The sequence below is a fragment of the Rhodovibrio salinarum DSM 9154 genome (genome assembly GCF_000515255.1).
GTDB lineage: Bacteria > Pseudomonadota > Alphaproteobacteria > Kiloniellales > Rhodovibrionaceae > Rhodovibrio > Rhodovibrio salinarum.
Genome location: NZ_KI911559.1, coordinates 950,927 through 975,761 on the forward strand (window position 1 = coordinate 950,927; position 24,835 = coordinate 975,761).

Sequence of the window (24,835 nt, forward strand, 5' to 3'; positions counted from 1 at the left end):
GGCACGGCCCCGCGCATGGTCGGGCGCGCGCGGAGCGCCGCGTGACCCCGGTCGAGGTGACACGCGGCGCGGGCCCGGTGGTGCTCGGCATGCCGCACACCGGCACGTACGTGCCAGGTGATATCTGGGACCGGCTGAACGACCGCGGCCGCGCGCTCACGGACACTGACTGGCACATCCACCAGCTATACGACGGACTGCTGGACGACGTCACCGTGGTGCGCGCCACTTTCCACCGTTACGTCGTCGACGCCAATCGCGATCCCCAGGGCCACAGTCTCTATCCCGGGCGCAACACGACCGGCTTGGTGCCGATGACGGACTTCGACGGTCGCGCGATCTGGCGCACGCCGCCGGACGACGCCGAGATCGCGGCGCGGCGCGATGCCTGGCACGCCCCCTACCACGCCGCGCTCGAGGCTGAACTCGCGCGCTTGCGGGACACCCATGGGGTCGCAGTGCTTTACGACTGCCATTCGATCCGCTCGGAGATCCCCTACCTGTTCGAGGGCACGTTGGCGGACTTCAACATCGGCACCAACGACGGCGCGACCTGCGCCCGGGAGATCGCCGCGACGGCCGAGGACGTTTGCACCGCGGCAACGGACTACACGACCACCGTCAACGGCCGCTTCAAGGGCGGCTGGACGACCCGGCATTACGGCCGCCCCACGGCGGGCTTGCACGCCATCCAGATGGAACTGGCACAGGCCACCTACATGCGCGAGTGCCCGCCCTGGACCTACCTGCCGGCGCGGGCCGAGGCCGTTCGCGCGCCGCTTGGCTGCCTGCTGGGCCGGCTCGACGCCCTGGCACGCGCGGGGCAGGGATTATCTTCGCCGGCCTTGGGCCGGCACGACCGAGGACAGCCGTCATGACCAATCCGCGTCATAATATGCGCGACATCTACCCCGACACCGGGCGCGAGATCAGCGCGAAAAGCTGGCTTACCGAGGCCCCGATCCGGATGCTGATGAACAACCTGCACCCGGACGTGGCCGAGAATCCGCACGAGCTGGTCGTCTACGGCGGCATCGGGCGGGCGGCGCGCACCTGGGACGACTTCGACCGCATCGTCGCCGCGCTCCGGCGGCTGGAAAGCGACCAGACGCTGTTAGTCCAGTCCGGCAAGCCGGTCGGCGTCTTCCGCACGCACACGGACGCGCCGCGCGTGCTGATCGCCAATTCCAACCTCGTGCCACGCTGGGCGACTTGGGATCATTTCAGCGAACTCGATCGCAAGGGGCTGATGATGTACGGCCAGATGACGGCCGGATCCTGGATATACATCGGCAGCCAGGGAATCGTTCAGGGCACCTACGAAACCTTCGTCGAAGCTGGGCGCCAGCATTACGGCGGCAAGCTCGCCGGACGCTGGATCCTGACCGCCGGCCTTGGCGGCATGGGCGGCGCGCAGCCGCTGGCGGCCGTGTTCGCCGGTGCTTGCTGCATGGCGGTCGAATGTGACCAGAGCCGCGCGGAGTTCCGCAAGCGCACGGGCTATGTCGATGAAATCGCGTACGACCTCAACACGGCGCTGGAGATGATCTGCCAATGGACGGCGGAGGGTCATGCGAAGTCCGTCGCGCTGATCGGCAACGCCGCCGACGTCTATCCTGAACTCGTCGCGCGCGGCGTGCATCCCGATATTGTTACCGACCAGACCAGTGCGCACGATCCCGTCCACGGCTATCTGCCCCAGGGTTGGAGCGTCGCCGAGTGGCGCGCGCGGCAGGAAACCGACCCCAAGGCGGTCGAGGCGGCGGCGCGGGCCAGCATGAAGACGCACGTGGCCGCGATGGTGGATTTCTGGAATGCGGGCGTGCCCACGCTGGACTACGGCAACAACATCCGTCAGGTCGCCCTGGACGAAGGGCTGGAGAACGCGTTCGCGTTCCCCGGCTTCGTGCCGGCGTATATCCGGCCGCTGTTCTGCCGTGGCGTGGGCCCGTTCCGCTGGTGCGCGCTGTCGGGCGATCCGGAGGATATTTATCGCACCGACGCCAAGGTAAAGGAGCTGATCGACGATCCCCACCTGCACACCTGGCTCGACATGGCGCGCGCGCGGATCAGCTTTCAGGGGCTGCCGGCGCGCATCTGCTGGGTGGGCCTTGGCTTACGGCACAAGCTTGGCCTGGCGTTCAACGAGATGGTGCGCAACGGGGAGCTGTCCGCGCCCGTGGTGATCGGGCGCGACCACTTGGATTCGGGCTCCGTCGCCTCCCCGAACCGGGAGACGGAAGGTATGCGCGATGGCTCCGACGCGGTCAGCGACTGGCCATTGTTGAACGCGCTGCTCAATTGCGCCAGCGGCGCGACATGGGTCAGCTTGCACCACGGCGGCGGTGTCGGCATGGGGTACTCGCAGCATTCGGGCATGGTGATCTGCTGCGACGGCACGTCGGAGGCCGATCGCCGGATCGCCAACGTGCTCTGGAACGATCCGGCGACCGGGGTCATGCGCCACGCCGATGCGGGCTACGACGCCGCGCTCGCCTGTGCGCGGGAGCACGGCCTGGACCTCCCCGGAATCCTGACGTGAGGGACGGCGCATCGCACCGCGACGGGCCGCCGCGCTGCGCTTCAACACGACGGACGGTCCCTGGACCGACCGAATCATCGAACTCGGCCCTAGAACCGGCGGACAAACAAAGAACATATTCCTCGCCAAGAAACAGTGGAGTGCTCACGATGAAGAGACGTGACTTTATCAAGACCGGCGCCGTCGGTGCGGCGGCCACTACGTTCGCAGCGCCCGCCATCGCCCAGGACAAGCGACAATGGACGATGGTCACGGCCTGGCCGAAGAACCTTCCCGGACCGGGCGTGGCCGCGCAGACCCTGGCTGACCGGATCACCACGCTGTCGGGCGGTCGTCTCGAGGTGAAGCTGTACGCCGCCGGCGAGATCGTACCGGGGCCCGGCGTGTTTGATGCCGTCTCCGAGGGTACAGCCGACCTGTATCACGCGGTGCCCGCATACTGGGGTTCGAAGTCGAAGGGCATCCTGCTATTCGGCTCCCAACCCTTCGGCTTGCGCGCCGACGAGCAGGTCGGCTGGATGATCCACGGCGGCGGCCAGGAACTGTACGACGAAATGTACGGCCGGTTCGGCGTCAAACCGTTCCTGTGCGGAAACTCGGGCCCGCAGTGGTTCGGTTGGTTCCGCGAGGAGATCAAGTCGGCCGACGATCTCAAGGGCATGAAGTACCGCTCGACCGGTCTGGCCTCGGAGATGTGCAGCGAACTGGGCATGGCGGTGCAGGCGATGTCCGGGTCGAAGATGTTCCAGGCGTTGCAATCGGGCGCGCTGGACGCGGGCGAGTTTATCGGGCCATGGACGGATGCCGCGCTCGGCTTCCATCAGATCGCCAAGAACTATTACTGGCCGGGGGTAGGCGAGCCGTCGTCGGCGGAGGAGTGCGGCGTCAACCTTGCGGCCTACGAGGAGCTCCCCGAGGATCTGAAGCAGGTGGTCAAGACGGCCTGCGACGCCCTCTACAACGACGTCTGGACCGAGTACGAGACCAAGCACGCCCGGGCGCTCACCAAGCTCGTCGAGGAGGAGGGCGTCATGCCGCGCAAGCTTCCCGACGACGTCGTGAACGAACTGGGCAAGGCAGCCGAGACGGTGATCGGCACGCTGCGCGAGGACGACGACGAACTGGTCCGCCGGATCGCGGAGAGCTTCGTCGCCTATCGTGACTCGATCGGTCGCTACATGGTCTACGCCGACAACGGGCAGATGAACGCCCGCGCCCGCGTGCTGGGCTACTGACGGTTGCTCGGCCCGGCGCATCGCGCCGGGCCGATGCCGTTACAGCGCCGGCCGCGCGCGGCGGACGTCTATCGTAGGGGGAGGGGCCTTGGAGTGCATCGCTGACTGGCTGGATACCGTCAACCGCCACACCGGCCGTGTGATCCGGTGGCTCGCTTTGGTCATGGTGCTGGTTCAGTTCGGTATCGTGCTGCTGCGCTACGTTTACGGAGTCAGCTGGATCGCCCTTAATGAGAGCGTGCTCTACATGCACGCGACTTTGTTGATGTTGGGCGCCGGGTACACCTTGATGGTTGATGGCCACGTGCGCGTGGACATCCTGCAGGCAAAAGCGGGCGCCCGCGGCAAGGCGCGGATCGATCTGTTCGGACACATCGTGTTTCTGATCCCGACGATGCTTGCCTTGCTTTACTGGTCCTGGCCGTCGGTAACCAAGGCGTGGGCGATCCTGGAGGGGCCGATCTCGGTCGGTGGCATCCCGGGCGTGTTCCTGCTGAAGTCGCTGATTCCGGCGTTCTGCGTGCTGCTGATCGTCCAATCCCTCGCCTGTCTGTTGCGTAATATCCTGACGCTCAGGTCCGGGGGCACACGCTGATGGTCGAATACATGGACCTGATGATGGTGGCGGTGCTGATGGCCGCGATCCTTCTCGGCTTCCCCGTCTCGTTCGCGATCGGCGGCACGGCGATCATTTTCGCCTACGCTGGCTGGGCAACCGGGGTGATGGACATCGGGCTGCTGGGCGCGCTCAGCCAGCGCATCTTCGGAGTTTTCACCAATGACGTGCTGGTCGCCATCCCGCTGTTCGTGGCGATGGGGGTGATCCTCGAACGATCGCGGATCGCTGAAGACCTTCTCGACACGATGGGTCGGCTTTTCGGCCAGCTGCGCGGCGGGTTGGGCATCTCGGTGATTCTGGTGGGCGCGCTGCTGGCTGCGTCCACGGGGATCGTGGGCGCCACGGTAATCGCCATGGGGCTGATCGCGCTGCCCACCATGCTGCGCACTGGCTACAATCCGAGGCTGGCCTCCGGTGTGGTCTGCACGGCGGGGACGCTCGGCCAGATCATTCCGCCATCCACGCTTCTCATCATCCTGTCGGACGTGATGTCGTCGGCCTATCAGCAGGCTCAGTACGAGCAGGGTAAGTTCAGCGTCGAGACGATCTCCGTGGGCCAGATCTTCGCGGGCGCGCTGGTGCCGGGGCTGTCGCTGGTGACGATCTACATCCTCTACGTCCTGGCAAGGGGCTGGCTGCGCCCTCAGGACATGCCGCCCGCGCCCACACCCGAGGGCCGGCCGGGACTGCGCACGGTGTCCAGCGCCGTGATCCCGCCCGTGCTCCTGATCGTGGCCGTGTTGGGCGCGATCCTTGGCGGTGTTGCAACGCCGACCGAGGCGGCATCGGTGGGCGCGGTGGGCGCGATCCTGATGGCCGGTGCGCGCCAGGGGGTGGACAAGCGGATCATCCTGGCGGGCGCGGGCGGCTTCCTGGTCTTGGCTGTGGCCGCGGGACTGACGCCGGTCCGCTTGCAGCGCAGCGACGCGGGCCTGGCCGAGTGGACTGTGGCGGTAACCTATGGGGCGCTCGCGCTGATCGGTGTCGTCGCGCTCGCTATGGCGCTGTACAGGCTGTTCTGGCGCGACCTGCTCGCGAGCGCGCTCACCACGACGATGACGGTCACCGCAATGATCTTCGGGACCATCCTCATGGCCAGCGTTTTCAGCCTCGTCTTCGTCGGCCTGGGCGGCGGGGCACGGGTGGAGGCGATACTGGAGGCCATGCCCGGGGGACCGACCGGCGCGCTGATCTTCTCCATGGCGTTGATATTCGTGCTTGGGTTCTTCCTCGACTTCGTCGAGATCACCGTGATCTTGCTGCCACTTGTCGCGCCGGTTTTGATCCTGATGGGCCACGATCCTGTGTGGCTGGCGATCCTGATCGCGATCAACCTACAGACCTCGTTTTTGACCCCGCCTTTCGGGTTTTCCCTGTTCTACCTGCGCGGCGCCGCGCCGCCCGAGATCACCACCGGGCAGATCTACGCCGGAGTGGCGCCGTTCATTCTGTTGCAGCTCGTCGGGATCACCCTGATCTGGGCCTTGCCAAGCCTGGCTACGTGGCTCCCGGGAATGGTCTTTTGAGCCGATCGTCAAGACTGAGAACCGGTGCCTGATTGGAAAAGTTCAACTCAAAATGGTCCGATTCTTTGGGAGCAGATCAACCTATTTCGCCGGTTCAGGCTATTGCGAACCTTAATTCATCCCGCTCTAATGGACACGAAGCCGGGCGCGGCCAGCCGAGTTCCACAGCCAAGCAGCCGTACGTCTTGTCGGCGAAGTTTTGTTCGAAGGGCTCAAGGGGACGTGTCCAACGTCAGCATATATCCGACACCGTATACGGTCGCGATTTGCATGCCCGATCTCCGCAAACGCCGCCGGACGCGCGACACGAGCACATCGACCGTTCTGTCGCCATAGACCCACTCTCGCCCGCCGATGGCCTTGCTGAGCCGCATGCGATCCAGAGCCTGGTCGAAATTTTCAACCAGGCTGACCAGAAGACGCGTCTCCGCGGGAGAGAGGACTTCGACCCGGTCCCCGACCCAGAGACGCCGCGTCGTTCTATTCAAGCGAAGAGCGTCTCCTACGGCGACGACGGCCTCCTCGGACCGGTCGCGCCGGGCCGCCAAATGCTTGTCGATCCGCGCTCTTAGAACAGCCGGTTCGACGGGCTTGCAGATGTAGTCCATCGCGCCCATGCCCAAGCCCAGCACTTGGTCATTGGCCGTATCCAAACTCGACAAGACGATGAACGGTGACTTGGCTTCCTGTTGGATGGTCTGCGCGAGGAGCAAGCCGTCGGTATCCGGCAGCCGACGATCCAGGATCACCAGATCGAAATGTCCCGAACCCAAAGCTTTTCGCGCGCCGGTCCCATCGACCGCGCATTCGAAATGATGCCCCATCTGGCTGACGACGTCTTCCACCATCACCTGAATCAGGACGTCGTCGTCGATCAAAAGGATTTCGGCCGGATGGCTCACAGTTGAAACCTCTCGAGATCGTCTGCCCAATGCTCAGGGAGCTTGCAGGCGGCTAAAGCTTGGCGCGCATCGATACGCGCTTGCGCGGAATATGAGGGGTCCGTGTGCGAGATTTCGATATAGCGAAGCCGTTCGACGATCTTCTGCAAGCCGAAGATCGTGGCACCGCTCACAAGCTTGTGGGCGAGCTTTGCAATCTCTTCCTCCTTATCCTCGGCGTTCGTGTCGTTGAGGAGCGCCAGGAACGCCGCCCAGCTTTCGCCAAACGCCTCGGTCATGCGCCGCTGTGCTCTGGGCGACAGGTCTGCGAGCATGTGGAGCGACGTTGTTGTACGTGTCACGCCGGTTCGCAATGCCTGGGCCAAAGCATCGACGCCGAGAGGTTTTTCGAGAAGCGCGGTGAAAAGTTTCGCATCTTCCGGCGCCTGGCGGACTCTGCCGACATCGGCGCTGAGAAGAAAGATTGGCGTGTCCGCATGGGCGGTTCTTTGCCGTAGCATGCGCGCCAGATCGACGCCCCTGCCATCGGGCAGTTGATAATCGATGATGAAGATGTCGTAGGAATCGGGCGTTGCCAAGCGCAAGGCATGAGCCTGGTCGATGGTCTGCGCGTGGTCGACCGAAAATCCCAGCCGCTCGAGCATGGCGACAGTAACCAACACATTGATCGGGTCGTCGTCGACGACGAGACAGGTCATGTTGGAGAGGTCACGCCGTATCGGTTCGACAGCATCCTGCTCGGCTTCCACGGGGGTAAAGGGGAGTTTCACGACGATCGACGTGCCTTCGTCGCTGTTCGGCACGCTGATAGCACCGCCAAGAGCCAAGATCATCCGCTGCGCGATCGCCAATCCGAGGCCCGATCCGTTCCGTTCCGTGGTGCGAGGACGAAGATTGTCCGGCGGACTGGCAAGCATGTCGCGAATGTCTTCGGGCAGGCCGGAACCATGATCAGTAATGAGAATGACGAGTGCGGACCCGTCGAACCCGAGGTCGACGGCGACGCCGCGTCCGTCATCGTAACGCAAGGCGTTCTGGATGATGTTGCTGAGCACCTGCTGTGCCATCGACCAGTCCAATCGGACCTTGCGCGGCACATTGGGCGCGATCGTCAGGTTCAAGGGCACGCCTTGCTGGCGCGCGATGATCTGCTTGGTGTGAACGAGGTCCCTGACCGCCTCGTGCAGCGCCACGTTTTCGGGGCGCGGCTGGGGCGCTTGATGTTCGAATCGCGAAAAGCTGAGGACGTTCTCCAGTGTCTCACTCAAGGAGCGGGCCGAGCTATCCAACAGATCGAGCAGCTTTTCAAAATCGCCGGGCGTAGCGTCCTTCATCAAATTTGCCGCGCCAAGTACGCTGTGGAGGGGGACGCGGATCTCGTGCGACATGGCGGCGAGAAAGAGCGACATCGTATGCTCAGCCTGGCGCGCAGCCTCGACAGCATTGGAGTGCTCGGTCACGTCGTGCATCAGGATGATCCGCCAGCGCTCGATTTTGTCGACGACGTCCTCGACCACACGCAGCCGAATATCGAATGCCCGGCTGCCGCGCGAGGTCTGGAGCCAGACGGCATCCCAGTGACTGCCTTTGGTGCCGAGGACCTCGTCGACGATCGCCTGAAGTTCGATACGGTGCGGCTGCAAGGCCAAGCGGTAGGTCAGCGCACCGGCTTCCGATAAATCCAGGAAAACCTGCATTGCGGCCCTGTTGGCGGTGACGAGCTTTCCATCGTTGGAGGCAATGAAAACCGGGTCCCGTAGGCTTTCCAGCGCCGCGAAATACTGGTCGCGCTCCTGAGTCAGACGTCGCAGACGCTCACCCAGGACCGCGTCCTCAGAACCGCCCTCAGCCCAGGGAGCGAGCATCGCCAGCTCGGCTTCATCGAAGAAATCGTCGAGCCGCGTCAGGAACGCGTCGGGATTGCGCAAGGGCGGCTCACGGTCGGTCGACACCGCCAACACGGCTGCGAAATGCTTCAGATAAACCCGGCGATAGAGCTTGAAGAGGCCGTTGTGCAGTTCAAGCGACACGCCGCCGGCGCGATGTCTCCGCGCGAGCTCGCGCAGCCTGTCGAAGCATGCATCGCCGCGATAGTCGTGTAGTCCGTTGAGGCCGGCGTGCCGCCAGGGATCGGAGAGATACGCCGCCAAGCAGGCATTGAGCCGTTCGGCGGCCTCGGTCCAGGCGCCGCGCAGCGAGCTGGTTCGATCAGCGTAGCCCTTTTGCACCGCGAGGCGGATGGTTTCGTCGACCAGGGCCGGACAGGCCTCCTGAAACAGTAGGATCAGCCGGTCGGCTGGCCAGGTTACGAACGGGGATGTTTCGGGCCGATTCGGCATTCGCTTGATCCATAGGTTGGCTGTGCTCAGCCGTGTGGCCTCCTATTGCGCGCCGCACCGTTTACATTTCGATTACGTGTTTTCACAAGCGCATAGCCTTTTGCGCTCTCAAAAGCGCTAGAAACCACCTCACGTCGGGTACCGACGACGCCAATGGAGGTAGGTAATGGCGCTGAAGCGCAAGACATTGTATAGGCTCGCGGGCGGCACGGCGCTTCTCGGCGTGCTTGGCTTCGTCGTTCTGACCAGCCCGTGGACATGGTCGTTGACCCATCCCGGACGCGATCTGCCCAACCTGACAGGCGCCGATCTCGACCGCGGTCGCATTATTTTTCTGGCGTCCGACTGCGCCACCTGCCACGCGACGCCAAACCAGGACGACGATACTGTGCTTGGTGGCGGTCGCGTGCTCGACACCGCGTTCGGCAAGTTTCACATCCCGAACATTTCGCCCGACAAGGCGCATGGGATCGGCGAATGGACGCTGGCCGAGTTCGATCGGGCGCTCCGCGAAGGCGTGGGTCCGGGGGGGCTGTGGCCGGAGGGAGAAAATCTGTATCCGGCATTTCCCTACACGTCTTATCAGCGCCTGACGGGCGAGGATGTCCGCGACCTGTACGCCTACATGATGACATTGCCGGCCGAGGACGATGTCGTCCCGGATCACGAATTGAAGTTTCCATACAATCTTCGCCGCGGCATCGGCGTTTGGCGTCTGGCGTTTCTCGATGGCAAACGAGGCGAGGAGCGTCCCGTTCCCGAAGATGTTGACGCTGCCCAATTCAAGCGCGGTGAATATCTCGTCGAAGGCCCTGCACATTGCGCCGAGTGCCACTCGCCGCGCACGTTCATGGGCAATGTGATCGAAGACGAGCGCTACGCTGGCGGACCCAATCCCGAAGGAACCGGGTACTTTCCGAACATCACGCCGGACGAGACCGGTATCGGTTACTGGTCGACCGCCTCGATCGCCAACTATCTGCATACCGGCATAAGCCCGATCGGTCGCACGGCCGATGGCGATATGGCTCAGGTGATCGAAAACACCTCGCGCCTGCCATTCGAAGACGTCCAAGCGATGGCCGTCTATCTGAAGAATGTTCCCGCCGTCGATAAGCCTGCCCCCGGCATGCCCGAGCCAAACATGACCGAAAAGGTGGTCATGCTGGAAAACGCGGTGCGGGCTGACCCCAAACTTCCGACCTCGGCGCCTTCGACGATCGAGCAGGGAGGCGATGCCACCGTCATCGGGACCAAGACAGTCTGGCTCGACGAAGCCGATGTCGGCGGTTCTTCGCCAGAACACGGCAAGCTGCTGGGCGGCGCCTCGGTGCACATCGAGCATAAGGACGGCAATAAGGTCGAACTCGTGCTGAAGGGCTGGCAGAAGGAGGGGGCATCCTCGGTCGTCTATCAATCCAAGGGACACCGGGTGATGACGGCTATCCTCGACGAGGCGGCTGCGAGCACGGTTCAAAAGGGATCAACTGAAACCGATCCCGATACCGGCCAGTCCTGGGCGCCCATCCAGATCTCCTTGTGGTCGGACGACACCGATCTCAACACCGACCGTGGCGACGTCTGGGCGTATAGCCAGGCGACGTTCGAAAAGACCTGCTCGGCATGCCACGTCCTGCCTCAGAAGCGTCATTTCACAGCCAACCAGTGGATCGGCACTTTGAAGTCGATGCGGCGGTTCACATCCTTCACCGACGATCAGTACCGCCTGATCCTGGCCTATCTGCAGAACCATTCGAAAGACCTGAACAAGGGCCAGGAGGTGAGTGATCATGAGTGACACGACCTGGCTGGATCCCGACTGCGATGCGGCAGAGCTGGCATTCGTGGCGGAGTGGCTGGCCGAGCAGTTCCTGACGCCGCCCGAAACGGATCGGGTCCAGGCCATGCGGACGCTGCAAGGACAGGTCGCCCTGCATTCGATCGGCGAGTTTGTAGATCAGGGAAGGGCGTCGGACGCAATCTGCCGCTGTCTCGCCGCGGATACGGTGGCTAATGTGACGGTGGCACTCCAGCGCCGGCATACGGCCTTGTTCACGGGGATCTTCCGCCATCGCGCGATCTCGCCCTATGCGAGCGTCTGGGATGGCACGGGACGGCTATACGGGCCGGCAGTCGGACGTATGCGGGCCTTGATGCGCAACCTCGATGTCCATTTGGACGCCAGCTGTACAGAACCCGCTGATCATCTGAGTATCGAGCTCGTGCTCCTCGCCGAAGCGTTGCGGGAGGAGCGAGCGGATTGCCTTGAAGCCCTGTCTGTCGAATTGCGCAGCTGGACCGGACCTTTCATCGCCGCACTCACCCGGGTCGACGGCGATGGCTTCTACGGCAGTCTTGCACGGCTCTTGAACGGGTTCCTGGACAAATTGCCCCTTGATCAGACGGCGACGCTCGCCAAGACCGCGGCGGATCAGGCTGCGAGTGGCCGAAAGGACAGACTATGACCAAGACATACAAGAATACGTCGGACGATCTGACGCTTTCCAAACGCGACTTTCTGAAGGGCGCGGGCGCGGCCGCGGCGCTGGGATTCACCGGTCTGCCGCTGCTGTCGCGCGGAGCGCTCGCCCAGACGGCGCGAAAGAGTATTCTGTCTGGTTGCCACTGGGGCGTATTCTACGGCCTGGTCGACGATGGCCGTGCCGTGGAATTCAAGCCATGGGAAGGCGATCCGGCTCCCTCGCCGCAGCTTCCCGGTATCAGGGACTCGATCTACTCGGAGTCGCGCATCCGTTATCCGATGGTGCGCCGGGCTTGGTTAGAACAAGGACCCGGGGCCGATCTTGACGGGCGCGGATCCGGCGATTTCGTCCGTGTCAGCTGGGACAAGGCCATCGAACTCGTCGCAAATGAACTCGTTCGTGTGCGCGAAAAATACGGCCAGCAGGCGGTGTTTGCCGGTTCCTATGGTTGGAAGAGCCCCGGCAAGCTCCACAACTGCCAGACCCTGCTACGCCGGATGATGAATCTCACCGGCAGCTATACCAACAGTTCCGGCGATTATTCCACAGGCGCGGCACAGGTCATTCTGCCCTACGTCTCCGGTTCGATCGAAGTGTACGAACAGTGCACGACCTGGAAGAACCTGTCCGAAAACTGCGAACTGATGGTGTTCTGGGGCTGTAATCCGCTGAACAACTCGCAGATCTCCTGGCAGGTTGCCGATCATGGTGCCTGGCCCGGTGTCGAAATGCTGAAGAAGAGTGGTGCCAAGGTTCTTTGCATCGACCCTGTTCGCACCGAGACCTGTAAGGCACTCAATGGCGAGTGGATCGCCCCGCGTCCCCATACCGACGTGGCGATGATGCTCGGCATCGCGCACACGCTTTACGAAGAAAATCTGCACGACGAGGACTTTCTCGATCGCTATACGACAGGGTTCGACAAGTTCCTGCCCTACCTTAGGGGCACAAGCGACGGCACGCCGAAGTCCGCCGATTGGGCAGAGCAGATCTGCGGAGTCCCTGCCGATCAGTTGCGTGACCTCGCCCGTCGCTTCGCCAAGAACCGCACTATGCTGGCGCTGGGGTATTCCACACAGCGCCAGCATCATGGCGAGCAGATCCATTGGATGCTGATCACGCTCGCCTCAATGCTCGGTCAGATCGGCCTGCCCGGCGGCGGCTACGGCCTCAGCTATCACTACTCTTCGGGTGGTTCGCCTACCCATACGACCCCGATCCTCAAGGCCATCGACGATGCGTCCGGGCAGAAGAGCGAAGGCGCGGCCTGGCTGGCCCAAAGTGGCAGTCTGTCGATTCCGGTGTCGCGTCTGGTCGAGACGCTGCTCAATCCCGGCAAAAAGATGCAGTTCAATGGGCACGAGATCGAGCTGCCCCTGATCAAGCTGGCCTACTGGGCCGGGGGCAACCCGTTCTCGCATCAGCAGGATCGCAACGAGATGTTGCGCGCCTGGCGCGAACTGGACACCTTCATCGTCCATGACGTTCAGTGGACCGCATCCGCGCGGCACGCAGACATCGTGTTGCCCGCCACCACCTCCTACGAGCGCAACGACATCGAGCAAGTCGGCGATTACGCGCTGAGCCATATCGTGGCGATGAAGAAAATCGTCGACCCCGTTTTCGAGGCCCGCAGCGACTTCGACATCTTCGCCGCGATCGCGGACAAGTTGGGCAAGGGCTACGAATTTACGCAAGGCCGTGATGAGATGGATTGGATTCGCGGCATCTACGAAGCCGCGAAGATCGAGGCCCGCGCCAAGGGCATGGAAATGCCAGTTTTCGATGTGTTCTGGGACAGCAACAAGCCGTTGAAGTTCCCGCAGAGCGAAGCTGCCGCGGACTTCGTGCGTCATGCCGATTTTCGGGCCGATCCCTTGCTTAACGCCCTCGGTACGGCATCGGGAAAATTCGAACTCTACTCGACTGCCATCGAAAAGTATCACTATGACGATTGCCCCCCGCATCCGTCCTGGATCGAACCCATCGAACGGCTTGACGGCCCGACCACCCGCTATCCGCTTCACATCGCGACCAACCATCCGCAGATGCGCCTGCACTCGCAGCTTTGCGGTACCGTCAACCGCAAGAGCTACGAAATTGCCGAGCGCGAGCCGTGTTGGATGAATCCCAAGGACGCCGCCGCGCGCGGCCTCTCCAATGGCGACGTGGTGCGCGTGTTCAATGATCGCGGCCAGATCTTGGCCGGTCTGACAATCACCGACGAGATACGCCCAGGGGTTGTTCGGATCAACGAGGGCGGTTGGTTCGACCCGGTGAATCCGCGCGAGATCGGCAGTCTCGACGCCTATGGCGACGTCAACAATCTGACGACCGGGGTGGCGACATCCAAGCTTGCCCAGAGCAATTGCGGCCATACTGGCATGGCCGAAGTTGAGCGCTATGAGGGCAATCTTCCACCGGTGACCGTGTTCAGCCAGCCAGCGTGATGCGCGAGAAATACGGTTCGTTCTGGGATGGCTTGAATACTGGGACGGGGCATTGAGCTACGGCATGATACCAAGGCGCGTTGATCACGACCGGTAGACCCAGTCGCGCAGGCCGATCGACATGATGGTCCATGGCTGGTTGGCGAGCCGCTTCCAGGCATCGGCGCAGTGATCGAGAATGTTCGTATAGGAGGTGAACACGCGGTTGGAGAGCCAGTTGTCGCGCATGTACTGCCAGACGTTCTCTACCGGGTTCAGCTCGGGGCTGCGTGGCGGTAGCGGCAGCAGGCTGATATTGGCTGGGATTTGAAGGTCCTTGGCCTTGTGCCAGCCGGCCTGATTCCAGGAGCACGACGGCATGGGCGCCGGGATCGACGACCTTGGCGATCTCGGCCAGGTGGAGGGTCATCGCCGCGGTATCGCAGCGCGGCAGGATCAAGCCAGCGGCCTTACCGAGCGCAGGGCAGATCGCGCCGAAGATGTGGGCGGAGCGGGTGCGCTGGTCGTGCGGCACCCGTGGCCGCGTGCCCCGACGCGCCCACCGGCGGGTGAGCTTGTTCTTCTGACCGACGCGCGCTTCGTCCTGGAACCAGACCTTCACGTCCATCGGAACCGGGATCATCGACCCGCCACCACGGCCAGAACCCGCCCCAGCGCATCGGCATCGACATCGGGTCCAACGGTGACCCGGCAGCCGTTGGTCAGGACGATCTCCATTAGACCAGCCGGTCCCGTCTGCTCGGGGGACTTGGACTGGTCCACGAGCTTGGCCTCGACGAACGACGGCGCAGTATCCCCGCCCAACCGTCCGGCCTGCATGTCCCGGCGCCTGTCCGTTCGATCGCCGCGCGGATCGCCGGCGGCTTGTGGGCCGGCAGGTTGTCCATCACCACGAGGTCGCCTGGCCGCAGGGTCGGAACCAGGACCTGTTCGACATAGGCGAGGAAGGCCACGCCGGTCATGGCGCCGTCGAGCGTCATTGGCGCGGTCATGCCGGACAGGCGGAGGGCGCCGACGAAGGTGGTGGTCTTCCAGTGACCGTGGGGAACCGGTGCCCGGCACCGCGCGCCACGGGCGGCGCGGCCATGCATCCGGGCCATCTTGGTCGACGTCCCGCACGCGTCGATGAATACCAGCCGCTCGGGGTCGAGATCTGGCTGGCTTTCGAACCAGGCGAGGCGGCGCTGGGCTACGTCCGCACGGCCCTGCTCCGTCGCGTGCGCAGTCTTTTTTTCCGCGTCGCGCCGTGGCGCTGGAAGAACCGGCAGACGACGCTCGGCGTCGGACGATAGCCCACCGCCGCGTCCAGCCGGTCAGCGATCTCCGCCAAGGTGAGATCCGGCGTCTCCTCGACCCATCCCAGGATCAACTCGCAGTGATCATCGATCCGATGAGAGCGATGATTGCCGCCGCGCTTGTCGGGGTCGACGTGCCCGCGTGTCCGGGCACGCTGAACCCACCGGATCGCAGACGAAACCCCGACCCCGCCCCTTGATCGCGCCGGCGATTCCGGCCACACGACGGCGTTATGGGTGTGCAGGGATCTTCGGGACGGTACGACGTCCTCGTGCTGGGCGGTGGCGCGGCGGGGTTGATGTGTGCGCGCGTCGCCGGGCAGCGCGGCCGGCGCGTGGCGGTGGTCGAGCACATGCCCGAGGTGGGGAAGAAGATCCTGATCTCCGGCGGCGGGCGCTGCAACTTCACCAATCTGGAGGTCGCCCCCGACCGCTTCCTGTCGGCCAATCCGCACTTCGCCAAGTCCGCGCTCAAGCGCTACACGCAGTGGGACTTCATCTCGCTGGTCTCCGACTATGGCATCGCCTGGCACGAGAAGACGTTGGGCCAGTTGTTCTGCGACCAGTCGGCCCAGCAGATCGTCGATCTGCTGCTGCGCGACTGCGCCGAGGTGGGCGTCGAGATCCTGACCAGCGCCCCGGTGCGCGATGTGACCCGCGCACCCGAGCCGAACGGCGGCTTCGCCGTGCGCACGGAAAGCGGCACGCTGCGCGCGCCCAGCCTGGTGGTCGCGACCGGCGGGCCGTCGATCCCGAAGCTGGGCGCCACCGCGTTCGCCTACGATCTCGCGCGCGATTTCGGCCTGCCGCTGATCGAACCGCGCCCGGCGCTGGTGCCGCTGACGCTGCAGCCGGCGGACAAGGCGCTGGCCGCGCCGCTGTCCGGCCTCGCGGTCGACAGCGCGGTCACCGCCAACGGCACGACCTTCCGAGAGGCGACGCTGTTCACCCACCGCGGCGTCTCCGGCCCCGCCGTGTTGCAGGCGTCCAGCTACTGGCAGGCGGCCGACCTGCATGCGGGCGCGCACGCCGGTGGCCGGAAACGCGCGGCCGCCGCGCCGGCCGATCTGCGCGGCCTGCCGGTGCGGTTCGACCTGCTGCCGGAAGTGAGCGATCCCGACTGGCTGGTCGCCGCCAAGGCCGCCCGGCCGCGCCAGCAGCTCCAGACCGTGCTGGGCGAGGTGCTGCCGCAGCGCCTGGCGCAGCGGCTGGCCGCGCAGCTCGCCGATNGGGCGGGCGCGGACGACCGGCCGCTCGCCGAATGGCCGGACCGCGCGCTGCGCCGGATCGTGCAGCAGTTGAAGGACTGGCAGCTCGTCCCCGCCGGCACCGAGGGCTTCGCCAAGGCGGAGGTGACGGTGGGCGGCGTTGACACGGCCGCGCTCGACAGCCGCACGATGCAGGCCCGCGACGTCCCCGGCCTGTACGTGATCGGCGAGGCGGTGGACGTGACCGGCTGGCTCGGCGGGTATAACTTCCAGTGGGCCTGGTCGTCCGGCTGGGCGGCCGGGCAGGCGGTCTAGCCGAAACAGGCAGCCAACGGGAGGCGGCGATGACCGGCTTCGAGATCCTGATCCTCGGCAAGCTCGTGCTGACCTTCGGCGGGCTGCTCGGCTTCGGGCTGTGGCAGCTCTGGCAGTTGAAGCGCATGGGCTACTGAGCCCCGCGGGGTGGCAGGTCCCGCGCGGCGACTTACCTGTATTAGAGAGCGGCATCATCCAGCGGTGTCCGATGGCGTCGCGCCCGCCAGACAAAGACGATCAGACAAAGACGACCAGACAGGGACCCAGACAGGGACGAGGAAACGGCCATGGTTGAGGCGGCAAGCGCGCCCACGCGCGGGATCGACCTGAGCGAGCTGGCGGAGCATGCGCTCACCCTCGCCGACGAACGCGGTTGGAACGACGTCGCGCTGCGCGACGTGGCCAAGCGCGCCGGCCTGCCGCTGGCGCAGCTCTACCGGCAGTGCCCCAGCAAGTGGGCGCTGCTGCGCGCCCATGCCCGGCATGTCGACGCCCAGGTGGCCGAGACCCTGGAGCCGGAAGACCTGCAGGAGCCGGCCAAGGATCGCCTGTTCGAGGTGCTGATGAACCGCTTCGACGCGCTGGGCGACCACAAGCCGGCGGTCCGCTCGATCCTGGAATGCACGCTGCGCGATCCCGCCCAGGCGTTCGGCGGCTACGGCCAGCTGCGCCGCTCGATGACCCGGATGCTGCAGGCCGCCGATCTCTCGACCGCCGGCGTGCGCGGCGAGCTGCGCGTGAACGGGCTGTGCGGGGTTTACCTGCTGGCGCTGCGCACCTGGCTGGACGACGACAGCGCCGACCTGTCCAAGACGATGGCCGCGCTCGACGGCTACCTGCGCCGGATCGAACGCCCGGCCGAGGTGCTGGAAGGGCGCGAACGCGCCCGCGACGTCGTCCGCGACACGGTCAAGGACAGCCCGGTCGGGCGCGGTCTGTCCCGAATGGTGCGCGGCGCGGGGAGCGATGCCGACGGCCCGGTGATCGAGGGCGAGGCGACCGAGGTTCCGGAGACGAAGGGCGCCGGGACGATGGGTGAGCCGCCAGTCGACGATCCACACCCCGGTCCGGGCTCCTCGGCCGTGCACTAATCGGTCGGGCGTTTTTTTGTCGGGTGCCCCTCCGAACGGGATGCGCGCGTGTGCGCTGAGGGCGATTTCTTGCGCATCCGCCGGAAAGCCGCCTATATCCTATGTTCTTTGCAGTGCGAAAAGACGGCTTTGCTGTGCTGTGTCAATCGGCGCGCAATAGCGCCTGTTCAGAACCCTCTTGAAATGTTTGTGCAGCGCACAAATCTGACCTTGACAGCGGCGTTGGTGCGTTGCAAATACCAGGGCTAACGGCAAGGCGCTGGCGGACCGAGGCCGCGACATTCTCAAGGAGGAACGCGACGATGGCGAGCAAGACCGGCAACCCCTTCCTGGATCAGAACTTCACCGAGATGTTCGATCCGCGGAAGTACATGGAGCACTTCCAGAGCCCGAGCATGGACAACACGGCCTTCATGGAAGCGCACCGCAAGAACGTCGAAGCGCTGACCGAGGCCAATCGGGTCGCGTTCGAGGGTGTCCAGGCGATGGCCCGCCGTCAGACCGAGATCGTCCGCGAGGCGATGGACGAAGCCTCCAAGGCGATGCAGCAGATGCAGCACGCCGGCTCCAACGAGGAGCGCGTGGCCAAGCAGACCGAGGTCGCCAAGAGCGCCTTCGAAACCTCGCTGAAGCACGCCCGTGAGCTGGCGGAAATGAGCGCCAAGTCGCAGAACGAGGCGCTGGAGCTGATCAACAAGCGCATCGCCGAGGGCTTTGATGAGATGCGCGACAGCATGCAGACCATCGTCCAGCAGGGCGAGAAGGCGACCGGCCAGGCGACGAAGGCCGCGCAGACCGCCGTCAATACCGCGGCCAGCGCGACCAACGGCAGCGGTCAGACCAGCCAGGGCAGCTCCGCGTCCGGCTCCTCGAAGGGCAAGGGCAGCAGTGCTTCGACCAGCGCGAGCGCGAACTAACCCGCGCGGGTCCTGATAGGCTGCTGCTTGCGGCGACACCCGCAAGCGCACAAGCCGGGCCGGCACATCCCCGAAAACGGGTGTGCCGGCCCGGTTTTTTTGTGTGCTTTTGCTGGGCGTCATGCGCTATGGCCCGTGGTGCCGGGGCCGGTTGGTGGAGCTACCGTCCCAGCAGGCAGGTCATAACGGGAGAGGTTGGAGATGGCGGAGGAGACGGCGCCGGAGATCGGGTTCACGGATTTCCAGAAGGTCGACGTGCGGGTGGGGACGATCAGCCACGTCGAGGACTTCCCGGAAGCGCGCCGGCCGGCCTACAAGCTGTGGGTCGACTTCGGTCCTTTGGGCACCCGCAAGACCAGCGCCCAGGTAACCGTGCACTACACGAAGGACACGCTGTTGGGCCGGCAGGTCGCCGCGGTGATGAACTTCCCAGCCAAGCAGATCGCCAAGTTCCGGTCGGAGATCCTGGTGCTGGGCTTCCCGGATGAGAACGGCGAGGTCGTGCTGATCGCCCCCGACCGCCCGGTTCCAAACGGCGGGCGGCTATACTGAAAGCTGCCGCGCGGGGCCACCGATGAGGGGCGTCGGGCCCCTGCTGCGTCACAAGGTCGGTGGATAATCGGGAAAGGAGGGACGCGCAGGGACAGATTGCGCGTCCTCTTCCCCAAACATCTTTGCCCAGGTGGGAGCGGGGGCTACTCCGCCGCGCTGACGCTGGCGTGCGCCGTGCGCTGGTCGGGACGCTGCACCAACTCGTCGAACGCCTTGAGCAAGGTGCGCGTCGTCTCGCCGACGGTGAAGCTGTATTGGCCGATCTCGCGTACCGGCGTGACCTCGACGGCGGTGCCGGTGAGGAAGACCTCGTCGGTCTGGGCCAGTTCCTCCGGCATGATCGCGCGCTCGTGCACCTTATAGCCCAGGTCGTGCGCGAGCCCGATCACCGTCCGCCGGGTGATGCCATCCAGGAAGCAGTCGGGATCGGGCGTGTGTAGCTCGCCGTTCTGGACCAGGAAGATGTTGGCGCCGGTCGCTTCCGCGATGCGGCCCCGGTAGTCCAGCATTAGCGCGTCGTTGTAACCGGCCGCTTCGGCGGTGTGCTTGGACAGCGTGCAGATCATGTACAGACCGGCAGCCTTGGACTTCACCGGCGCGGTTTCCGGGGCCGGGCGCTTCCAGTTGGAAAACTGCATCCGGATGCCTTCCAGCCGCGCTTCCGGTGAGAAATAGGCCGGCCATTGCCAGGCCGCGATCGCGACGTTGATCGAGTTGTGCTGCGCGCTGACCCCCATCATCTCGCTGCCGCGCCAGGCGACCGGACGGACGTAGCCGTTCTCGATCCCGTTGGCTTCGAGCACTTGGCTGGCGGCTTGGTTGATCTCCTCGACCGAATAGGGCAGCTCGAAGCCCAGCAGGCGTGCGGAGTCGTGCAGGCGCTGATGGTGTTCGTCGCGCTTGAAGATCGCGCCGTTGTAGACCCGTTCCCCTTCGAAAACACAGCTGCCGTAGTGCAAGCCGTGGGTGAGCACGTGTACTTTACTGTCGCGCCAGTCCGTTAGCTGGCCGTTCATCCAGATAAAGCCGTCTCGGTCGTCGAAGGGGGGCATGGACATGGCTTGCGCGCTCTTTCTTGGTCGCTCTTGGTTTTGATCGTGCGTATTCGGGACGCCCGCGCCGTACCGCCCTGCAGGCTGGCATCGCGAACGCTTTGCCGCGCGCGGCGGGGCGTGCGGGGGCCAGCGGCCAGCAATCGCGCAAACGGGCCTGGGATTCAACCCCCGCATGTCGATGCGCGCGTCGATTGTTACCCGCCGCCAAAGCATAAGCGATACAATCTGTCCGCCAACTCTTGTATCCGGTAACATCATTATGCGATATATGTCAACATGGCTGACGTAAAAACTGGCTATAACCCACTTTTCCTGCGCGAGGAGGAGTTGCGGCAGGCGATGGAGCTACTGTTCTTCGCCTACCGCGACTTTACGCGCGTGCCCGACCAGATCCTGGCCAACTACGGCTTCGGCCGTGCGCACCACCGCGTGATCTATTTCGTCGGGCGCGAGCCCGGGATCACGGTGAGCGAACTGTTGCATCTGTTGCAGATCACCAAGCAGTCGCTGTCCCGGGTGCTGAGCCAATTGGTGCGCGAGGGGTTCATCGAGCAAAGCCCGGGAACGGAAGACCGTCGCCAGCGCCGTCTGGAGCTGACCGACAAGGGGCGCGCTCTGGAACGCGAATTGAGCGAGAACCAGCGTCGGCTGATCGCCGCCGCCTACCGCGAGGCCGGGGCGGAGGCGGTCGAAGGCTTCCGCCGGGTCATGCTGGGCATGATCGAGGAAGGCGACCGCCGCCGCTTCGAGCGCCGCGAGGGGCAGCCCGGGCCGGACCCGGTTCCCCGCGGCCAGCCCCGACGGTTCGTGCGATGAGCGACACCGAGCCGCATATCCTGGTGGTCGACGACGACACGCGGCTGCGCGCGCTCTTGCAGCGGTATCTGAGCGAGCAGGGCTTTCGTGTCACCACCGCGGAAAGCGCGGGCGAGGCCCGGCGTAAGCTGGAGGCCCTGACGTTCGACCTGCTGGTGCTCGACATCATGATGCCGGGGGAAAGCGGGCTCGATCTGACCCAGGCGCTGCGGCTGGACAGCCGGGTGCCGATCCTGCTGCTGACCGCGATGACCGAGACCGAGGACCGGATCGAGGGCCTGACCCGCGGCGCGGACGATTACCTGTCGAAGCCGTTCGAGCCGCGCGAATTGGTTCTGCGTATCAACGCCATCCTGCGCCGGGTGCCGCAGGCACCGGCTCCCCCGCGCGAGCTTAACTTCGGGGAGTTCACCTTCGACCTCGCCCGCAGCGAGTTGAAGCGCCGCGGCGCGGTGATCCGTTTGACCGAAGTCGAAACCGCCTTGCTGGCGGCGCTCGCCCGGCAGCCGGGCGAGGTGCTGTCGCGCGAGGATCTGCGCCAGGAAACCGCCGAGGCAACCTCGACGCGGAGCGTCGACGTGCAGATGACCCGGCTGCGCCGAAAGATCGAGGATGACCCCAAGTATCCCCGGTTCCTGCGTACCGTGCGCGGCAGCGGTTATGTGCTGATGTCGGATTGAGCGTTCGGCCGGACCGCCGCGCAAGAAGATTTCTTCATCACCACCAAAATCGACCCTTGATTTCGCAGAAAGAGGCGGCAGACTAAGGCGCGTTCGCGGCAGGGCCTAAGCGCACAGGTCCGATGCTGCGGACGGCCGTTCGGGGGGCTCTCCGGCGGTTCGATCGGTTCCGGCGTTTGGTCGGAAGATAAGCAATGCGACGCGTTACGACGTGGACGAAGCCAACGGCCCAAGTCTGGGGAGGACACGCCATGCAGGACCCGATCGAAAAGCTGCAAGAGAGCGAGACGTTCCAGAAGCTTGACCAAAAGGTCGAGTGGGCGCAGGTCACGCTGTTCTCCACCGTCGCCCTGTTGGTGCTGGTGGCCCTGGGCAAGAACGTCGTCGCCTGACTCGCGCGGCGCTCTGAGGCGCACAACGCGTCGTCGCTGGGGTCGGCGGCTAAGCAATGCCTGCGACTAACCGGTCGCAAGTGATGCTTGGCCGCTGACCTCGCCGACGGTCGTTATGGGCCTGCGGTCATATCGCCCGTGTCGACCGTGTTCTCCACGCTGTGTTCGCGCGGAGCGGGGTCACGTCGGCGGCAAGTCTGAATGCCCCGAAAGCGGCGTCTGAGTTGGCTGTGTTTACGTCCCAGCGAACTGGCTCACCGCCCAGAGCACGACGACGAAGTACAGGCAAGTTTTCACGACCATGAGACCAACTCCGTGATCCGGTGTTGCATTCAGGCCAGTTTGGCGGCGAAATATTAACGTTCGCTTGTCGCATTTACTCTTTGACATACGGCTGTTCGGAAAAACCGTGGGACGGCTATTGGCGTGTGCGTCCGTGACGGCCACATAGACACGCGGAGACAGAACAACAGCAACAAGCGAGGTGGGACATGACAGACACGTCCGAAACCCAGCCGAACACCCAGAGTTCTGATGGCGAGTCCCGGATCGTCAAGAGCGATGCCGAGTGGAAGCAGGAACTGAGCGAAGAGGCATATCGTGTCGCGCGGCGCGGCGGGACCGAACGGCCGTTCGCCAACGCGTATCACGACGCCAAAACCGCCGGCACCTATCGCTGCGTGTGCTGCGGTCAGCCGCTGTTCGACAGCGACGCCAAGTACGATAGCGGCACTGGCTGGCCCAGCTTTACCCAGCCGCTGAACGAACACGCGGTCAGCTACAAGACCGACCGTAAGCTGTTCACGAAGCGCACGGAGGTCCTGTGCAGCCGTTGCGACGGCCATCTGGGGCACGTGTTCGACGATGGTCCGGAGCCAACCGGCAAGCGCTACTGCATGAACTCCGCCGCGTTGAAACTGGTGCCGGAGAGCTAGCTTCCCGTGCCCGCGCTGAAGGAGGACATTCCCCGCGTTGCGTTCGTCACGGGCGCGGCCAAGCGGGTCGGGCGTGCGCTGGCGCTCAACCTGGCAGCCGACGGGTGGGCGGTGGCCGTGCACTATGCCACCTCCCGCGCCGAGGCGGAGCAGACGGCTGCCGATGTGGAGGCCGCTGGCGGGCGCGCGGTCACGCTACAAGCCGACTTGACCGACGAGGAGGCGTGTGCCGCGCTGGTGGATCGTGCGGCGAGCGCGCTCGGCCCTGTCGGTCTGTTGGTCAACAACGCCGCGGTGTTCGGGCACGACACCGCCCAGACGGCGACGCGGGCCAGCTGGGATCGGCACATGGAGACCAACCTGCGGGCGCCGTTCGTGCTGGCCCAGGCGCTCAAGCGCCAGGTGCCGGCGGGGCGCCAAGGGATGATCTTCAACCTGCTGGACGGCTATGTCCTGCAGCCCGCAGCCGGGTTCACCAGCTATCACCTGTCCAAGGTCGGGCTATACAGCCTCACCCAGTCGCTGGCTCTGCAGTTCGCGCCGCAGGTGCGTGTCAACTCGGTCGGCCCCGGGGCGTTACTGCCGGATCACTACCGTGACCAGTCCGCGATCGAGGCCGCGCATGCCGAAACGCCGCTGAAGCGCGGAACCGATCCGGATGAAATCTACCGCACCCTGCGCTTTTTCCTGGAGGCGCCGTCGGTGACCGGACAGATGATCGCGCTGGATGGCGGCCGGCATCTGGGGCCGTCGCGCCAGGGTGACGAGTTATAAGAACCGGTCACAGGGCTTTCATGCGATTCCTGTCTGGACCGCAGTGCGGTGAGCGGTTAGGGGAAAGGGCATGTCTGGACAGCCCCGCCACGATCTCCCCGACACCACGCAAGCCGACACCGCGCGCACGGTGCGCCGGCAGCGTATCTTCCTGCGCGACCTGACGGTCAGCGCCCACCTCGGGGTCAGCGAACGCGAACGTGCCCGCGCCCAGCGCCTGCGCATCAATGTCGAGGCCGAGGTTCGCCCCGCGCGCCCGCTCGACGACGATCCGAGCCGGATCGTTGACTACCGTAAGCTGGTGCCGAACATCCGCAAGCTGATCGCGGACGGTCGTCCGCGTTTGCTGGAAACACTGGCGGACGATATCGCCGCGGCGACCTTTGCTGACGACGACGGGGTGGAGTTGGTGCGCGTACGGATCGAGAAACTCGACCGTTACTCCGACGCTGCCGGGATCGGCGTTGAAGTCGAGCACGCCCGCGACGGTCGATGACCTGCTTCTCTTTGTAGGCGTCGATCGGTTATCGCTACGCTCTCCGCGCCGAAGCCCCTAATCCATTTGGGTGGATTTACCCCTGTGTCCGTGGGCATTGGGTGCGCGGACCAGAACTTTTTTGCACATCGCGCTGAAGGGGGGCGCGTGCGCGGGTGACACGCCGCACCTCCTCAGGGTAAACGCGCCACCTTATGATCACTCGAAATATTA

General features: G+C 64.7%; 22 protein-coding genes and 2 pseudogenes. 18 read left to right on the forward strand and 6 right to left on the reverse strand.

Translation table 11 applies throughout. The features are described from left to right. Positions 1-41 precede the first annotated feature (41 nt). The 5 genes from hutG (at position 42) to RHOSA_RS0104465 (ending at position 5,922) form a co-directional block, all read left to right on the forward strand. Positions 42-878 carry an N-formylglutamate deformylase gene (gene hutG, locus RHOSA_RS20410; RefSeq protein ID WP_051431791.1) on the forward strand — a complete coding sequence of 279 codons (837 nt, stop codon included), beginning with the start codon at positions 42-44 and terminating at the stop codon, positions 876-878. Next, positions 875-2,542, forward strand: coding sequence for a urocanate hydratase (gene hutU, locus RHOSA_RS0104450; RefSeq protein ID WP_027287735.1), 1,668 nt, complete (start codon positions 875-877; stop codon positions 2,540-2,542). The genes hutG and hutU overlap by 4 nt, the downstream gene beginning before the upstream one ends. Positions 2,543-2,691: 149 nt before the next feature. Beyond that, positions 2,692-3,777, forward strand: coding sequence for a TRAP transporter substrate-binding protein (locus RHOSA_RS0104455; RefSeq protein ID WP_027287736.1), 1,086 nt, complete (start codon positions 2,692-2,694; stop codon positions 3,775-3,777). Between the two features lie 88 nt (positions 3,778-3,865). After that, entirely contained in the window at positions 3,866-4,372 is a 507-nt protein-coding gene (locus RHOSA_RS0104460; protein WP_027287737.1) for a TRAP transporter small permease subunit, read from the forward strand. An 11-nt stretch (positions 4,373-4,383) separates the two neighbouring features. Further along, positions 4,384-5,922, forward strand: coding sequence for a TRAP transporter large permease (locus RHOSA_RS0104465; protein ID WP_437123662.1), 1,539 nt, complete (start codon positions 4,384-4,386; stop codon positions 5,920-5,922). Between the two features lie 212 nt (positions 5,923-6,134). Here RHOSA_RS0104465 and RHOSA_RS0104470 read toward each other — a convergent pair whose 3' ends face one another. After that, a complete protein-coding gene (locus tag RHOSA_RS0104470) occupies positions 6,135-6,824 on the reverse strand; it encodes a response regulator transcription factor (RefSeq protein ID WP_027287739.1) in 690 nt (229 codons plus the stop codon). After that, on the reverse strand, positions 6,821-9,163 hold the full coding sequence (locus RHOSA_RS20415; RefSeq protein ID WP_051431792.1) for an ATP-binding response regulator: 2,343 nt from the start codon (positions 9,161-9,163) through the stop codon (positions 6,821-6,823). The genes RHOSA_RS0104470 and RHOSA_RS20415 overlap by 4 nt, the downstream gene beginning before the upstream one ends. Before the next feature lie 166 nt (positions 9,164-9,329). Here RHOSA_RS20415 and RHOSA_RS0104480 point away from each other — a divergent pair, with 166 nt between their 5' ends. Genes RHOSA_RS0104480 through torA form a run of 3 tightly spaced genes read left to right on the forward strand, consistent with a single transcriptional unit; the run spans position 9,330 to position 14,096 of the window. After that, positions 9,330-10,961, forward strand: coding sequence for a c-type cytochrome (locus RHOSA_RS0104480; RefSeq protein ID WP_027287740.1), 1,632 nt, complete (start codon positions 9,330-9,332; stop codon positions 10,959-10,961). Beyond that, positions 10,954-11,628 carry a TorD/DmsD family molecular chaperone gene (locus tag RHOSA_RS0104485; protein ID WP_027287741.1) on the forward strand — a complete coding sequence of 225 codons (675 nt, stop codon included), beginning with the start codon at positions 10,954-10,956 and terminating at the stop codon, positions 11,626-11,628. The genes RHOSA_RS0104480 and RHOSA_RS0104485 overlap by 8 nt, the downstream gene beginning before the upstream one ends. Beyond that, positions 11,625-14,096: a trimethylamine-N-oxide reductase TorA gene (gene torA / locus RHOSA_RS0104490; protein ID WP_027287742.1), complete on the forward strand. Its 2,472-nt coding sequence runs from the start codon at positions 11,625-11,627 to the stop codon at positions 14,094-14,096. Before RHOSA_RS0104485 ends, torA begins: the two co-directional genes overlap by 4 nt. Positions 14,097-14,180: 84 nt before the next feature. On the opposite strand, the pseudogene RHOSA_RS25680 reads toward torA, so the two are convergent. From RHOSA_RS25680 to RHOSA_RS26040, 3 genes and pseudogenes are all read right to left on the reverse strand, one after another. Further along, a pseudogene (locus RHOSA_RS25680) lies at positions 14,181-14,697 on the reverse strand (IS630 family transposase); the annotation flags it as partial. A gap of 17 nt (positions 14,698-14,714) precedes the next feature. Then, positions 14,715-14,915, reverse strand: coding sequence for a hypothetical protein (locus RHOSA_RS25685; protein WP_037255714.1), 201 nt, complete (start codon positions 14,913-14,915; stop codon positions 14,715-14,717). A gap of 5 nt (positions 14,916-14,920) precedes the next feature. Further along, a pseudogene (locus RHOSA_RS26040) lies at positions 14,921-15,322 on the reverse strand (transposase); the annotation flags it as partial. 302 nt (positions 15,323-15,624) lie between these two features. On the opposite strand from RHOSA_RS26040, the gene RHOSA_RS0104510 reads away from it, so the two are divergent. The 4 genes from RHOSA_RS0104510 to RHOSA_RS0104530 all read left to right on the forward strand — a co-directional run bounded on the left by RHOSA_RS0104510 (position 15,625) and on the right by RHOSA_RS0104530 (position 19,474). Beyond that, positions 15,625-16,914, forward strand: a complete 1,290-nt coding sequence (locus RHOSA_RS0104510) for a BaiN/RdsA family NAD(P)/FAD-dependent oxidoreductase (protein WP_027287744.1) — start codon at positions 15,625-15,627, stop codon at positions 16,912-16,914. A 287-nt stretch (positions 16,915-17,201) separates the two neighbouring features. Next, positions 17,202-18,005: a TetR/AcrR family transcriptional regulator gene (locus RHOSA_RS23990; RefSeq protein ID WP_051431793.1), complete on the forward strand. Its 804-nt coding sequence runs from the start codon at positions 17,202-17,204 to the stop codon at positions 18,003-18,005. 302 nt (positions 18,006-18,307) lie between these two features. Beyond that, the gene (locus tag RHOSA_RS20440) at positions 18,308-18,922 is read left to right on the forward strand and encodes a phasin family protein (RefSeq protein WP_051431794.1); all 615 of its coding nucleotides are present in this window, start codon (positions 18,308-18,310) and stop codon (positions 18,920-18,922) included. A gap of 201 nt (positions 18,923-19,123) precedes the next feature. Then, positions 19,124-19,474, forward strand: coding sequence for a tRNA-binding protein (locus tag RHOSA_RS0104530; protein WP_027287745.1), 351 nt, complete (start codon positions 19,124-19,126; stop codon positions 19,472-19,474). 143 nt (positions 19,475-19,617) lie between these two features. Here RHOSA_RS0104530 and RHOSA_RS0104535 read toward each other — a convergent pair whose 3' ends face one another. Then, positions 19,618-20,532: a branched-chain amino acid aminotransferase gene (locus tag RHOSA_RS0104535; RefSeq protein ID WP_027287746.1), complete on the reverse strand. Its 915-nt coding sequence runs from the start codon at positions 20,530-20,532 to the stop codon at positions 19,618-19,620. Positions 20,533-20,805: 273 nt separating this feature from the next. Here RHOSA_RS0104535 and RHOSA_RS0104540 point away from each other — a divergent pair, with 273 nt between their 5' ends. The 6 genes from RHOSA_RS0104540 to RHOSA_RS0104565 all read left to right on the forward strand — a co-directional run bounded on the left by RHOSA_RS0104540 (position 20,806) and on the right by RHOSA_RS0104565 (position 24,622). After that, complete coding sequence (locus RHOSA_RS0104540; RefSeq protein ID WP_027287747.1) at positions 20,806-21,345, forward strand: MarR family winged helix-turn-helix transcriptional regulator; 540 nt, start codon at positions 20,806-20,808, stop codon at positions 21,343-21,345. Next, positions 21,342-22,025 carry a response regulator gene (locus RHOSA_RS0104545; protein WP_027287748.1) on the forward strand — a complete coding sequence of 228 codons (684 nt, stop codon included), beginning with the start codon at positions 21,342-21,344 and terminating at the stop codon, positions 22,023-22,025. Before RHOSA_RS0104540 ends, RHOSA_RS0104545 begins: the two co-directional genes overlap by 4 nt. A gap of 251 nt (positions 22,026-22,276) precedes the next feature. After that, positions 22,277-22,417 (forward strand): hypothetical protein, encoded by a 141-nt coding sequence (locus RHOSA_RS25025; RefSeq protein WP_156092542.1) that lies wholly within the window; start codon positions 22,277-22,279, stop codon positions 22,415-22,417. 491 nt (positions 22,418-22,908) lie between these two features. Beyond that, entirely contained in the window at positions 22,909-23,352 is a 444-nt protein-coding gene (gene msrB, locus RHOSA_RS25030) for a peptide-methionine (R)-S-oxide reductase MsrB (RefSeq protein ID WP_051431795.1), read from the forward strand. A gap of 6 nt (positions 23,353-23,358) precedes the next feature. Continuing rightward, complete coding sequence (locus RHOSA_RS25035; RefSeq protein WP_027287750.1) at positions 23,359-24,126, forward strand: SDR family oxidoreductase; 768 nt, start codon at positions 23,359-23,361, stop codon at positions 24,124-24,126. Positions 24,127-24,196: 70 nt separating this feature from the next. Then, the gene (locus RHOSA_RS0104565; RefSeq protein ID WP_081728463.1) at positions 24,197-24,622 is read left to right on the forward strand and encodes a dihydroneopterin aldolase; all 426 of its coding nucleotides are present in this window, start codon (positions 24,197-24,199) and stop codon (positions 24,620-24,622) included. Positions 24,623-24,835: the final 213 nt, after the last annotated feature.

Excerpts from the sequence above, each read along its gene's own strand:
- RHOSA_RS20415 (WP_051431792.1), bottom strand. The coding sequence starts at position 9,163 with ATGCCGAATCGGCCCGAAACATCCCCGTTCGTAACCTGGCCAGCCGAC.
- RHOSA_RS23990 (WP_051431793.1), top strand. The coding sequence starts at position 17,202 with ATGGTTGAGGCGGCAAGCGCGCCCACGCGCGGGATCGACCTGAGCGAG.
- RHOSA_RS0104455 (WP_027287736.1), top strand. The coding sequence starts at position 2,692 with ATGAAGAGACGTGACTTTATCAAGACCGGCGCCGTCGGTGCGGCGGCC.
- RHOSA_RS0104480 (WP_027287740.1), top strand. The coding sequence starts at position 9,330 with ATGGCGCTGAAGCGCAAGACATTGTATAGGCTCGCGGGCGGCACGGCG.
- RHOSA_RS0104530 (WP_027287745.1), top strand. The coding sequence starts at position 19,124 with ATGGCGGAGGAGACGGCGCCGGAGATCGGGTTCACGGATTTCCAGAAG.
- RHOSA_RS25025 (WP_156092542.1), top strand. The coding sequence starts at position 22,277 with ATGCAGGACCCGATCGAAAAGCTGCAAGAGAGCGAGACGTTCCAGAAG.
- RHOSA_RS0104540 (WP_027287747.1), top strand. The coding sequence starts at position 20,806 with ATGGCTGACGTAAAAACTGGCTATAACCCACTTTTCCTGCGCGAGGAG.
- RHOSA_RS0104545 (WP_027287748.1), top strand. The coding sequence starts at position 21,342 with ATGAGCGACACCGAGCCGCATATCCTGGTGGTCGACGACGACACGCGG.
- torA (WP_027287742.1), top strand. The coding sequence starts at position 11,625 with ATGACCAAGACATACAAGAATACGTCGGACGATCTGACGCTTTCCAAA.
- hutU (WP_027287735.1), top strand. The coding sequence starts at position 875 with ATGACCAATCCGCGTCATAATATGCGCGACATCTACCCCGACACCGGG.
- RHOSA_RS25685 (WP_037255714.1), bottom strand. The coding sequence starts at position 14,915 with ATGCAGGCCGGACGGTTGGGCGGGGATACTGCGCCGTCGTTCGTCGAG.
- msrB (WP_051431795.1), top strand. The coding sequence starts at position 22,909 with ATGACAGACACGTCCGAAACCCAGCCGAACACCCAGAGTTCTGATGGC.
- RHOSA_RS0104535 (WP_027287746.1), bottom strand. The coding sequence starts at position 20,532 with ATGTCCATGCCCCCCTTCGACGACCGAGACGGCTTTATCTGGATGAAC.
- RHOSA_RS0104565 (WP_081728463.1), top strand. The coding sequence starts at position 24,197 with ATGTCTGGACAGCCCCGCCACGATCTCCCCGACACCACGCAAGCCGAC.
- RHOSA_RS20440 (WP_051431794.1), top strand. The coding sequence starts at position 18,308 with ATGGCGAGCAAGACCGGCAACCCCTTCCTGGATCAGAACTTCACCGAG.
- RHOSA_RS0104485 (WP_027287741.1), top strand. The coding sequence starts at position 10,954 with ATGAGTGACACGACCTGGCTGGATCCCGACTGCGATGCGGCAGAGCTG.
- RHOSA_RS0104465 (WP_437123662.1), top strand. The coding sequence starts at position 4,384 with ATGGACCTGATGATGGTGGCGGTGCTGATGGCCGCGATCCTTCTCGGC.